At 49.1% G+C, this 11,286-nt stretch carries 11 protein-coding genes and 1 pseudogene; 8 read left to right on the top strand and 4 right to left on the bottom strand.

Going from position 1 to position 11,286, the window contains the following annotated elements; genetic code table 11:
• Position 1: 1 nt before the first annotated feature.
• The 6 genes from J3482_RS11285 (at position 2) to J3482_RS11260 (ending at position 5,959) form a co-directional block, all read left to right on the top strand.
• On the top strand, positions 2 to 1,180 hold the full coding sequence (locus J3482_RS11285) for a Gfo/Idh/MocA family protein (RefSeq protein WP_206922418.1): 1,179 nt from the start codon (positions 2 to 4) through the stop codon (positions 1,178 to 1,180).
• Between the two features lie 46 nt (positions 1,181 to 1,226).
• On the top strand, positions 1,227 to 2,219 hold the full coding sequence (locus J3482_RS11280) for a PhnD/SsuA/transferrin family substrate-binding protein (RefSeq protein WP_146822192.1): 993 nt from the start codon (positions 1,227 to 1,229) through the stop codon (positions 2,217 to 2,219).
• A 251-nt stretch (positions 2,220 to 2,470) separates the two neighbouring features.
• Complete coding sequence (locus J3482_RS11275) at positions 2,471 to 3,700, top strand: MFS transporter (protein WP_223204065.1); 1,230 nt, start codon at positions 2,471 to 2,473, stop codon at positions 3,698 to 3,700.
• Positions 3,701 to 3,791: 91 nt separating this feature from the next.
• Positions 3,792 to 4,385, top strand: coding sequence for an XRE family transcriptional regulator (locus J3482_RS11270; protein WP_206922438.1), 594 nt, complete (start codon positions 3,792 to 3,794; stop codon positions 4,383 to 4,385).
• A 207-nt stretch (positions 4,386 to 4,592) separates the two neighbouring features.
• Positions 4,593 to 5,024: an RrF2 family transcriptional regulator gene (locus tag J3482_RS11265; RefSeq protein ID WP_206916718.1), complete on the top strand. Its 432-nt coding sequence runs from the start codon at positions 4,593 to 4,595 to the stop codon at positions 5,022 to 5,024.
• Positions 5,025 to 5,092: 68 nt separating this feature from the next.
• On the top strand, positions 5,093 to 5,959 hold the full coding sequence (locus J3482_RS11260) for an SDR family oxidoreductase (protein ID WP_146822189.1): 867 nt from the start codon (positions 5,093 to 5,095) through the stop codon (positions 5,957 to 5,959).
• 166 nt (positions 5,960 to 6,125) lie between these two features.
• Here J3482_RS11260 and J3482_RS11255 read toward each other — a convergent pair whose 3' ends face one another.
• The gene (locus J3482_RS11255) at positions 6,126 to 7,004 is read right to left on the bottom strand and encodes a LysR family transcriptional regulator (RefSeq protein ID WP_146822188.1); all 879 of its coding nucleotides are present in this window, start codon (positions 7,002 to 7,004) and stop codon (positions 6,126 to 6,128) included.
• 194 nt (positions 7,005 to 7,198) lie between these two features.
• Between J3482_RS11255 and J3482_RS11250 the strand changes: the two genes are divergently transcribed.
• Positions 7,199 to 8,365 (top strand): mandelate racemase/muconate lactonizing enzyme family protein, encoded by a 1,167-nt coding sequence (locus J3482_RS11250; RefSeq protein WP_236018159.1) that lies wholly within the window; start codon positions 7,199 to 7,201, stop codon positions 8,363 to 8,365.
• Between the two features lie 117 nt (positions 8,366 to 8,482).
• Positions 8,483 to 9,475 carry a 2-keto-3-deoxygluconate permease gene (locus J3482_RS11245; protein ID WP_146822186.1) on the top strand — a complete coding sequence of 331 codons (993 nt, stop codon included), beginning with the start codon at positions 8,483 to 8,485 and terminating at the stop codon, positions 9,473 to 9,475.
• Between the two features lie 243 nt (positions 9,476 to 9,718).
• Here J3482_RS11245 and tnpC read toward each other — a convergent pair.
• From tnpC to tnpB, 3 genes and pseudogenes are all read right to left on the bottom strand, one after another.
• A pseudogene (tnpC, locus tag J3482_RS11240) lies at positions 9,719 to 10,595 on the bottom strand (IS66 family transposase); the annotation flags it as partial.
• A 111-nt stretch (positions 10,596 to 10,706) separates the two neighbouring features.
• Positions 10,707 to 10,862 carry a hypothetical protein gene (locus tag J3482_RS22135; RefSeq protein WP_438938616.1) on the bottom strand — a complete coding sequence of 52 codons (156 nt, stop codon included), beginning with the start codon at positions 10,860 to 10,862 and terminating at the stop codon, positions 10,707 to 10,709.
• A gap of 147 nt (positions 10,863 to 11,009) precedes the next feature.
• Positions 11,010 to 11,189: an IS66 family insertion sequence element accessory protein TnpB gene (tnpB, locus tag J3482_RS21830; protein WP_206922417.1), complete on the bottom strand. Its 180-nt coding sequence runs from the start codon at positions 11,187 to 11,189 to the stop codon at positions 11,010 to 11,012.
• Between the last annotated feature and the right edge of the window lie 97 nt (positions 11,190 to 11,286).

Raw genomic sequence — 11,286 nt, 5'->3', positions numbered from 1 at the left:
GATGATTCGACTCGGTGTTGCGGGGTTGGGAACGGCGTTTTGTAAAATGCTCCCGGCGTTTCTCAAGCATCCTGGCATTCGGATGGTCGCTGCAGCGTCACCCGTGGAAGAGGAAAGGACAAATTTTGCGCGTGATTTTGACGTCCCCGTTTACCACGATGCAGAAGAATTGGCCGAATTGTCAAATGTGGATGCCCTGTACATCTCGACACCTACGCCACTGCATGCGGAGCATGTCGCCTGTGCGCTTAGAAATGGAAAACATGTATTAGTTGAGAAACCGCTATCATTGGATGTGGATACCGCTCTCGCGCTTGTCCAGATGGCTGAACAACAAGGGGTCATTCTTCTAGTCGGCCATTCACATAGCTTTGACCCGCCGATTCAAGAAATTCGAAGGATAGTGGAGACGGGCCGTCTGGGTCGCGTCCGAATGATTCACAATTGGTGTTACAGCGATTGGATATATCGTCCCAGGTTGCCGGATGAATTAAATACCGCACTCGGGGGTGGCGTCGTTTTTCGGCAAGGCGCGCACCAGTTTGACATCATTCGTTTAATTGGCGGTGGTTTAGTAAGAAGTGTTCGTGCCACCACGGGCATTTGGGATGGCAGCCGCCCAACGGAAGGCGCACACACCGTCTTTCTTGAGTTTACGGATGGAACTGTCGCTACGGCGGTGTATAACGGCTATGACCATTTTCACTCGTCCGAGTTGACTTTTGGACTTGGGGAATGGGGGGAAGTGGACGACTATAGGGCAATGCCTCAATATGGGCGACAAAGAAGACAGGTACAGTTGGCAGATACGCAGACCGAGGTGCAGATGAAGCGCAGTCGCGCAGGCTATTGCTCCACGGCTCAATATGCTGCTGTCGAACGACTGCCGCTATTCGGAATGACAATGGTATCTTGTGAGAATGGAGATATTCGCCAAACCCCGCAAGGATTAGCTGTATATGGAGACCGAGAAATCGAATATCTCCATTTGCCAGAGAACGTAACGGCTCACGACTCTGTAGTTTCTGAGTTTCATGATGCCATAGAGGGAATACGGTGTCCGATACATGACGGACGATGGGCGTTAGCGACCTTGGAAGTCTGTTTAGCTGTGCTGGATTCTTCAAAACAGCAAAAGGAGGTTTTTCTTCAGCATCAGGTTGGCGTGTCTGGTCGATAGTGGATTAATGATGAAGGGTTTGTCTAAGCGAAGAGGGGCGTTCAGGATGAACAAATTAAATCTTTCGTTTGGCTGTTGGAATTATGATAGAGTGGCTCCTTTGTTAGATGGAAGTATTCAGCCGAAAGGGATTGCATTGAATCCTCTAACGATGGAGGTGGAGGAAACCTTTTGGCGGATGATGAGACATCAAGAGTTTGATGTGGCAGAGTTGTCGTTGTCGTCATATCTGATAGCTCGTGATAAAGGGATGCCAAGGTTCTTGGCCATTCCGGTGTTTGTGTCGAGAATGTTTCGCCATTCGTGCATTTTTGTGAATGCACACGCAGGGATTGAGCAGCCTGTTGACTTGCGTGGGAAGCGGGTGGGCATACCTGAATATCAATTGACTGCGTGCCTGTGGATACGCGGTATTTTACAGCATGAATACGACGTTCATCCGAAAGACATCCAGTGGAAAATCGGGGGTGAGGAGTCACCGGGAAGGATTGAAAAGGTCTCATTGCAATTACCCGACGAACTAGATATCCAACCGATTGGCCCCCACCAGACATTGAATGACATGCTGGAAAAGGGCGAGATTGACGCCTTTATTGGACCTCGTGCGCCATCCTCGTTTTTGGCGGGCTCACCAAATGTTAGACGTCTGTTTCCGGATTACGTGCGCGAAGAACAGGCGTATTTTGAGCGAACCGGTATTTTTCCAATTATGCACGTAATTGCGATTAAGGAAGAGATTCTAGCGCGCCATCCGTGGGTCGCCATGAATTTATATCAGGCTTTTTTACAGGCAAAGAAAGTCGTGTATGAAGGATTCAGACAAACAGCTGCGTTGAAGGTCACACTCCCGTGGTTGACCGCAGAAGTGGAACGTACCGAAAAAATTATGGGAAAGGATTTCTGGCCATATGGCGTTGAGGCAAACCGCCATACCCTTGAGGCTGCGGTGAACTATTCTTATGAACAGGGCATGATTCAGAAACCAGTCGATATTGAGGCGTTGTTTGCGTCATCTACGTTGGAATCTTATACGATATAAATCCGTCCAGTGTTTATGAAACTTGTCTTCATTGGACATAGTGATGCTTGATGCTTTGCTTAAGGCGCATCCAGCATTGCAGTTCTTTTTAGTAAATGGGGCTCGACGACATCGTCGTCAGGGCTCCATTTTGCAGTATCTGGTGTTTAAAGCCTTTGGGCACACGGCGAGGAACCCGCTTCGTTTCCATCCCATCCGCTGAAATGTTACTGTTATAGTTACATAATACGATACAGCGAAGAGGAATGTTTATGAGTGAAGAACGTCGTTCCGGGACGACTTCCTGGAAATCTATACTGTGGATTATGGCCGCAGTTCAGTTTTGTATGTCGATTGCCTTCTCCAGTTCGAACCCTTTTATGGCGCTTTACGTCGAGCAATTGGGTGTTCACAATCCTCGATACGTCGACATCTTGACAGGTATCATTCAAGGGATGACGCCCTTGATGGCCGCTATCATGTCACCATTTTGGGGTTCATTGTCTGATAGAAGCGGCCGCAAAATGATGGTGTTGCGGTCTACCATCGCTATCGGGATTTTTACAGGCATTCTCGGGTTGGCTCAGAGTACATGGCAACTGATGATTATCCGAGGTTTTCAGGGAGCCTTCAGCGGATTTTCAGCGGCGTCTATCGCACTGGTCGCCAGCGTGATTCCCCAAGACCGATTAGGGTTTTCGCTGGGGTGGATTCAGACATCCAGCATGGTGGGGACGCTGGTTGGACCGTTGTTGGGTGGCGTGGCTGCGGACTATTTTAAAAACTACCATATGGTTTTCTTTCTCACGACGATTTTCGCATTCATCGCGTTTACGATTACACTGTTATTTGTCCGAGAACCGAAGGGTAAACTTGCGCCGACGAGGAAAAAACCTTCCTTAGTTGGTCAGTTTAGGGCAATCAAAGAGTTGAAGATGGTTCGCCCGATGTTCATTGTGTTATTTTTGACGCAGTTCACGGTCATGAGTGTACAGCCTGTCCTTTCCGTATTTATGAAACAGTTGGCAGGAAATGTTGGATATTTGAATACGATAGCGGGTTTTGCATTTGCGGTGACTGGACTCGCTGATTTGATTGCATCTCCGTTCCTTGGCAAACGAAGCGATAAAATTGGCTATCGTCGTGTGTTGACCATTTGTATGACGGGGGCGGGGTTATTTTATCTGCCTCAGGCGTTGTCTCCAAACATTTGGGTGTTTATTGCGTCAAGGTTTGGTCTTGGTATGTTCATTGGGGGCATTTTGCCAACGGCCAACGCGTTGATTGGACGAATGGCTCCGAGTGATAAGCGCGGGCAAATTTATGGATTCACGTCTAGCGCGACGTTTTTGGGCAGTTTTGCTGGGCCACTTCTCGGTGGTGTCGGATCAGCGGCGCTTGGCATTCGTACGATGCTCGGTGTGGCGGGCGCACTGTATATCTGCAATATGCTTTGGGTGAGATGGAAAGTTCGGGAACCTGGTCGTTTCGAACAATCGTAAGTGAGCGTAAGGTCACCATTCTCAAAGGATTTTTTTTGTATGAGACATCCAACGATAAGCGAAGCGGTTAGCGGCACGCGTTGGAGTTCGACTGCGGCACATTCGGCGTGAGCACAATTTGAGTTTGGATGAATTGGCAGAAAAAACGGGGGTGAGTAAACTCACCTTGGAGAAATTTGAGCGTGGCGAAGCAAATCCAACACTTGCGATGATGTGGAAGATTCCACGAGGTTTGTCTGTACCGCTGACAGCGCTGCTGGTGATGGAGGAGCAGGTGGGCATCTCGCGTTCAGGTGAAGGTTTTCAATTGGTCGGTGGCGACGGTAACTGGGTGATTGAGCCCATGTTTACGATGTCGACCTATGGAACGACTGGGCTTAGCCGAGCGTTTCTGGAGCCTCACAGCCAATTCACAGAACGGCATCATGCGGGTTCTGTCGAAATTACTATGGTTATGTCAGGAAGCCTTAGCATTTTGGTTGAACGGACTGAGCACGGGCTAAACTTCTTTGACTCCATTCGGTTTCACGCAGACTGTGAACACACCTATCTCAATGCGAGTGATACGCCTGTTGTGTTTCATTTTGATGTTGACCTATCGCAACCTAGATTGAGAAATCGACTCTCAGCTGTACGAGGTCAAAATGTTTATTTCATTGAAGCGTCAGAATGGCGTTATTTCTAACACGGTTGAACGGTTGATTTGAGCCTTCACTGTGGCAGTACATGGCGAGTATCGGCACAGCATAACGCACGTACATCAGCTACATGACCTTTAGGACATGCTAAAAATTGTGCGAGTGTGCTACATACCTTCATAAGGATTTCCCGTAGTGTGTTGACAAACTGAAACTGAATTGATTACAGTATGGGTGTCGGGAGGCGAAGTGAAGTGGCGGCGAGTGGTTGGTTTTCCATGTCGGTTCATGCATTGGCCTTGCTTGCTCAAAATCGGGATGGTTATTCGAGCAGTTTTATTGCATCCAGTGTGAATACCCATGCTGTTTTCCTCCGACGCGTTTTGAAACGCCTTGTAGAAGTAGGTTTCATTGAAACTCGGGAGGGGCGTGATGGGGGATATCGGCTGACAAAACCGTCTGAAGACATTCGATTGTCGGAAGTTTACAAAGCTTTAGAAATGGATAGGGCGTTGGCACCTAGTCCGGCAGCACCTAATCCCATGTGTCCTGTGGGTTCGGGGATGCCAACCGTTTTTGATGCGATTGCGCTAGAAGTCGAGCAGGCCATTCTTGAAACATTGCGCCGCTATACGGTTGCGGATGTTGCAGAGGGTGCTGTGTCTGCAGGCATTCTTTCCAAGTAACATTTTTTTGTTCTAAACTGTAACTGAGTTGATTTCATTAAAAAGCGAGAACATTGGAGGATTCGATGATGAAGATGTTGGTGACAGGCGCTACGGGCAAACTGGGCAGCATGGTTGTCGAGACGTTGCTTATGACTGTACCTGCGACGGAATTGGCCGTCAGTGTCCGGGATGTAACGAGGGCGGAAAATTTGCGAGCCCGGGGTGTGGAGGTTCGGCATGGGGATTTCGATCACCCCGAAACCCTCATTTCTGCTTTTGCCGGTGTGGATAGGTTATTAATCATCTCTGCTGATGGGGATAACGAGACCCGAATTCGCCAGCACACGGATGCGGTCGCTGCGGCGGCGGAGGCGAAAGTGGGATTCATCGCTTATACCAGTTTGGTGAATGCTCAGGAGAGCAAAATGTTCCTTTCTCCGCCGCACCGCGCGACAGAAGAGGCCATCTTGAAGACAGGTATCCCGTATTCTTTTCTAAGAAACAACTGGTATCTAGAAAATGAACTTTCAAGTATTCAAGGTGTCTTGGCCGGTGCGCCGTGGGTGACTGCTGCGGGTTCTGGCAAAGTAGGGTGGGCCGCAAGACGAGACTATGCGGAAGCGGCAGCATCTGTATTGTCTGGGACTGGGCATGAAAATACGATTTACGAACTTTCTGGTCAGTTGCTCACGCAGGAGGAACTGGCAACTGTGGTCGGTGAGGTACTTGGCAAAGAAGTGTCTGTAGAGCAAGTCGATGACGCGACGTATGCGAATATCATGAAGCAAGCTGGCGTGCCGGATTTTGTCATTCCTATGCTTGTCAGTATTCAGCAGGGAATTCGAGAAGGCGCGTTGGAAGTCGAAAGTAACGATTTTGAAAAGCTGCTTGGACGTGAAACGACGCCGATTCGTCAAGTCATTCGCCAAATGATAGATGACACGACCAAATAAACAGTTGAAGTGAAAGCGTTGGTAATACACCCTTCCTTTGATGTGAGCAGCACCGATTCATCTAGGTGTGGATGCCAACTGAACGGTAGCTTTCAGCTTGATGGAGAAACGAGCATAGGGTAGATCAGATGCTCGTTTCTTTGTTTGGTCGGCGTAACTTGTCAGCTTATTTTTCGTGTTCGGTGACGAGATGAATCAAGTCATCGACTGCCCGGGTTGTATTTTTTTGTGTGAGTAGATAAGTATGCGCACAGGGAAGTGGGAAGTATGGGAATGGGAGCAAATCGATTTCTCCTTGGTCAATGGCGCTTTCAACGGTACTGAGCGGCAGAAAGGATACGCCCATCCCTTCTTTTATCCATTCGATAGATACGTGGACTTTATTCACGCGCAACGTCCGGACATTGGATATGAATTGTCGTAACTGAAATAAAAGGTTGTCCCAATATAGAGGATGGTTGTATGTGAACAATAGGTATTTCTTAAAAATGTATGAAATTGTTGTATCTACCGTATTCGTTTGACGGATTCCCCGTGGGCCTACAAGTACGATTGGGTCGTCATATAGTTTGCGACATTGGATTTGCTCATGTTCGCTTGGAATGCGGCTAATGCCGATATCGCACGACAGATTCATCACACTTTCCAGGACTTCTTTGGAACCCGTTACTTCAATAGAGAATTCTGTTTCAGGACTGAGTGCTTGAAATTTCCGAATCCACGCCGGCAGACGGGTCGTTGCGACAAGTGTGGAAACCGATATGTGTATCGTCTCCTGATAACCCTGCAAGCGCCTGGCCACATACTCAATGCTTTCGTTGTAGTGATTCATGATTTCTCTGGCATAGTGCAAAAAACCTAAACCAGTGCTATTTAGTTGGACGGTGCGGCCAACGCGATCAAACAGTTGGGTCTCCAGATATGTTTCTATATTTTGAATGTGAAGTGTCACGGTGGATTGCGCAATGTGTAGTCGCTCGGCGGCACGGCGAAAATTTCCTTCTTCTGCTGCCGTAATAAACGTATTCAGCCAGTTGAGCTCCATCTGATTTCGTCTCCCCCTGCGTGGTGTTATCCGCTAAAATAATCGAAAACCCCGATTGAATTGTTCATATATATTCACTATACATGAATTTTGGTTTCGTCTACACTGAATGCAAGTTCATCGAGACGTGTTTAGTTCGCGGCTTGATGCCGTACTCAAATGGAAACCAATGGCGACGATAGGGGTGGAAATCATTGAAGATTCTTGACATTGTGGAGCGTGCCGTTCCGATTCGTTCGAGTATTCGAAATGCCTATATCGACTTTAGCAAGATGACTGCTTCGGCGGTTGCAATTGTAACCGATGTCATTCGGGATGGCCGACGTGTTGTTGGGTATGGATTCAATTCCAATGGCCGTTATGCCCCGAGTGGGCTCCTTCATGAACGATTTATTCCTCGCTTATTGGAGGCTGATCCGCAAAGCATTCTCACAGAGGATGGAAGTAATTTTGATCCGTTTCGGATATGGGATGTCCTGATGACTGGCGAGAAACCGGGTGGACATGGCGAACGCTCTGTTGCCGTCGGTGTGTTAGATATGGCGATATGGGATGCCGTTGCAAAAATCGAAGGCAAGCCTCTATACCAACTGTTAGCAGATCGGTATCGCGACGGGCAAGCGGACGATAAAGTTTTCATCTATGCCGCCGGCGGGTACTACCAGCCAGGCAAGGACCTCAGGGCGCTGCAGGACGAAATGAAGGGTTATTTGGATCTCGGCTATTCCGTGGTGAAGATGAAAATCGGCGGGGATACGCTTGCGGAGGATTTACGTCGCATCGAAGCTGTACTGAAGGTGGTTCCCAGCGGGCGTTCACTCGCTGTCGATGCCAACGGGCGGTTTGACTTAGAGACAGCACTGGCGTACGCAGAAGCGCTTGAGCCGTACGACTTGTTTTGGTATGAAGAGGCGGGGGATCCGCTTGATTATGAATTGCAAGCAACGTTGAGCAAACATTATCACAAGCCGATGGCGACTGGAGAAAACCTGTTTTCGATGCAAGATGTACGCAATTTAGTTCGCTATGGTGGCATGAATCCAGAGACAGACTACTTACAATTTGATTGTGCCTTGAGCTATGGATTGGTCGAGTATATGCGAACGCTGGACATGTTGAAGGATTATGGATGGTCGTCACGGCGTTGTATCCCACATGGCGGGCATCAAATGTCGCTCAATATCGCAGCAGGGCTTGGATTAGGTGGAAATGAATCTTATCCTGGTGTCTTTCAGCCTTTTGGTGGATTTGCGGATCATCACAAAGTCGTTGACGGTTATGTGACGTTACCGGATACGCCTGGTATCGGGTTCGAGGAAAAAGCAAATCTTATCGCGTTACTTCGAACCATCGCTGAGTGAGGGACATGTATATTGTCCCTCTTACAAGAAAAGCAAGATTCTCCGTTCGTTTAGAAAGCGCTTTCTCGAAAATACCACGGCCCCAGCGACAAAACATTCCTTGTGGGAGGATTTCGTGTGAGAATACTCAAGGGTATCCAACGTATTCCTGGCGGCATGATGATTGTGCCATTGTTGTTAGCAGCGATAATTCATACGTTTGCGCCAAAGGCACTTGAAATTGGTTCGTTTACGTCAGCGATTTTTTCAAGTACCGGTTTGGACGCGATGATTGGGCTTCAATTGTTTTTTGTCGGTACGCGCTTAAAGTTGCGACAGGCGCCAGAGGCCTTGAAGCGCGGCATTGTTTTGTTACTCGCGAAATACGCTGCAGGTGCAATTTTCGGACTTCTCATTGCACGGTTTTTCGGCCTTTCAGGTATTCTCGGCATTCCTGTACTCGCTATCTTCTCAACAGTGACTGGCGCAAACGGTGGGCTCTATCTATCGCTCGTAGGCGAATACGGAGGAACGGAGGACGCGGCGGCGATGTCGCTTCTCAATATTCACGACGGCCCGTTTCTCACGATGCTGACTTTGGGGGTAACGGGGCTTGCGCATATTCCGTTCACGAACTTGCTCGCCGCCATCATTCCACTCGCCGTTGGTGCTATCCTTGGGAATTTAGATGCGGATTTCGCAAAGCTATTTAGTCCTGGACTCCCCATTGTGATTCCGTTTATCGGATTTACCATTGGTGCTGGCATTGACCTTGGCAGTATTTTTACTGCCGGCTTCAATGGCATTATCTTAGCGTTGTTTGTCGTGGTGATCGGCGGTGGCTTCACTTTTCTGGCGGATAAGTATCTTCTTCGACGTCCAGGATACGCAGGGGCGGCGTTGGCCAGTTCGTCTGGGAACTCGATTGCCAACCCCGCCGTGATTGCAAGTATTGATGCGACCTATAAACCGTTTGTTCAGACTGCAACGGCCGAAATCGCTTCGGCAGTCGTACTGACGGCCATATTTGTCCCATTTATCACAGCTTTTGTCGCCCGCAAATTTGGAAGTGGGCGAAATGATGGGGAGCATTTGCCCACGGTTGCAGAAGACGCAGAAGTCTCAAGATAGCTCGACAAGATAGTTACGCAAGATCTGCCTTAGCTTGTTAAAGGAGCCTGAAGAAGGCGAAAAAAGCGGTTATCGAGAAAGACGCCCTATTGAAACAGCGGATTCGCCATCTATGCGAGAGGTTCCCACGATATGGATACCGTAGAATCAAGGTGAGCGTCAAATACTCCGCACCTGTACTCACCATAGTCAGTTGATATAAAGTTACCTCACCGGTGACATTGGTGGGGCTGAGGCGTTTGGTTAAGATTTCCGATTTAGCTTAGGAGCACGAACTTTGTCCGGTATGGTTTCGGACCAGGGGAGTAGTGTGGACAGAACGTCGGGGTCGCCGATGTCCATGTTTGGCATTTCCTCGAAGAGGTAGGTCAGATAGTGCAGTGGATTCAAGTCGTTTTCTTTGGCTGTTTCGACGATGCTGTAGATGATCGCACTCGCCGTTGCGCCACCAGGGGTATTGCTGAATAACCACGCCTTGCGTCCCATCACGAATGGCTTGATGGATCGCTCGGCGCGATTGTTGTCGATCTCAAGACACCCATCTTCCAGGAAGGTGGCTAGCTTTGACCATCGATTCAGGTAGTACGCAATGGCTTTGCCCAACTGGCTCTTCGGCAGCACTTGATCTTTGTGCACACCAAGCCACGTCGAAAAAGCGTCCAGAACAGGGCGACTTCGCTTCAGTCGCTGCTCGTAGCGCTCCTCCGGGGACGCATCCTTTAAACCTTGTTCGATTTTGAATAACTGGTTGCAATAGTTGAGCGCTTCACGCGCTGCAACTGGCGCATGTTTCTTCTCCTTGGGCAGTGATTTCAGCGCCTCATCGAAGCCCCGACGCGCGTGACTCCAGCAAGAAACCGTGGTTACATTCGGGATTTGGTTATACCCGGCGTAGCCATCCACGTGGAGGTATCCATTGAATCCCTTCAGAAACTTGACAGGGTGTTCCTGGCTTCGCGTCTGCTGATACTCGTACATGACGACCGGCGGACCGTCTCGGCCACTGCGGAATAGCCACATGTACGAGCTCGTTTCCGCTGGCCTTCCGGCCTCGTGCAGAACCTGCACCGACGTTTCATCTGCATGCAGATACTTACTTCAGAAGTTCTTCATGCATGCGCTCCCCGCAACAAGGACAGTCCTGTTCTTCTTCTGGAAGACAATATTCAATGCGTTCAACAGGCAGGTTCTTGAGCAACTCTTCCCAGTGACCGGACTGCTTCTTGCGCTGCTACGTGATGGTTTCGAGTTCCTCCACTTTCGGTTCAGACTCTACCTCCACCTCGTTGAACAACCGCTTCAAGTCCGCGATTTCCTGTTTGAGTACCCGATTTTCCTGTTGTATGGATTCGACCTGTTCGGTCGTCAAAGTCGATGATTTTGTCATGCTTACATGTTCGACAAAGAGCGCCATAATCCCTTGTCGTTATTGAGTTTTCGGCGTTTTTTTGTACTTAAACCACCGTCCTTGCGGTCACTTTTGGATGTGCTTGACGCTGCGTGATGGACAATCCGTCCAGCAACTAGCGAGTTCTCAATCACTCACACAAATTGGCCCCGCGTGAGCCGCGTCTGGCCACTGAAACCGCCCGCGTTCCAAACGTTTATAGTGGAGCCAGAACCCAGAGTGGTCCCACTGCAAGACTTTGAGCTTGTCCCGCTGACGATTGCAAAAGACGAAGAGGCATGGCGAGAACGGATCCAGGGCGAACACCTCCTAGTATATTGATGTTACGTACTCCAAAGAGTTTTGAGATAAAATTCTCGTAGCGGTCGGGGTACTACGATCACCTCCTTGGGACCATTGGTTC

Source organism: Alicyclobacillus suci, assembly GCF_017329615.1.
Taxonomy (GTDB): domain Bacteria; phylum Bacillota; class Bacilli; order Alicyclobacillales; family Alicyclobacillaceae; genus Alicyclobacillus; species Alicyclobacillus suci.
This window is presented reverse-complemented; position numbering and strand designations above follow the sequence as displayed.

Bases quoted from the DNA above. Each gene is read 5' to 3' on its own strand.
- J3482_RS11260 (WP_146822189.1), top strand. From the start codon at position 5,093: ATGAAGATGTTGGTGACAGGCGCTACGGGCAAACTGGGCAGCATGGTT.
- J3482_RS11255 (WP_146822188.1), bottom strand. From the start codon at position 7,004: ATGGAGCTCAACTGGCTGAATACGTTTATTACGGCAGCAGAAGAAGGA.
- J3482_RS11280 (WP_146822192.1), top strand. From the start codon at position 1,227: ATGAACAAATTAAATCTTTCGTTTGGCTGTTGGAATTATGATAGAGTG.
- J3482_RS11285 (WP_206922418.1), top strand. From the start codon at position 2: ATGATTCGACTCGGTGTTGCGGGGTTGGGAACGGCGTTTTGTAAAATG.
- J3482_RS11275 (WP_223204065.1), top strand. From the start codon at position 2,471: ATGAGTGAAGAACGTCGTTCCGGGACGACTTCCTGGAAATCTATACTG.
- J3482_RS22135 (WP_438938616.1), bottom strand. From the start codon at position 10,862: ATGACAAAATCATCGACTTTGACGACCGAACAGGTCGAATCCATACAA.